The sequence below is a fragment of the Gilvimarinus sp. 1_MG-2023 genome (assembly GCF_030548285.1).
Genome location: NZ_JAUOSC010001003.1, coordinates 1 through 272, shown reverse-complemented (window position 1 = coordinate 272; position 272 = coordinate 1). Strand labels below are relative to the sequence as shown.

Below are 272 nucleotides of genomic sequence, written 5' to 3'. Positions count from 1 at the left end.
TGGTGTAGATGTGTTGGATTTGGAAGTGTTGAGTAAGATTGCTAAAAAACATGGGATTTTACTGATTATAGACAATTGTTTTGCAACTCCTTATTTGCAACAACCTATCAAATTTGGTGCAGATTTGGTCATTCACTCAGCAACCAAATTAATGGACGGTCAAGGACGTGTGATGGGAGGAGTTACTGTGGGTAAGAAAGAATTGATTCGTGAAATTTATTTATTTTCTCGTTTGACAGGACCGTGCATGAGTCCTTTCAATGCATGGATAT

General features: G+C 37.5%; 1 protein-coding gene. It reads left to right on the top strand.

Annotation, left to right across the window (positions count from 1 at the left end; all coding sequences use genetic code 11):
* Positions 1 to 10: 10 nt before the first annotated feature.
* The coding region (locus tag Q4563_RS19900) for a PLP-dependent transferase (protein WP_303605747.1) at positions 11 to 272 on the top strand (262 nt) is incomplete at its 3' end.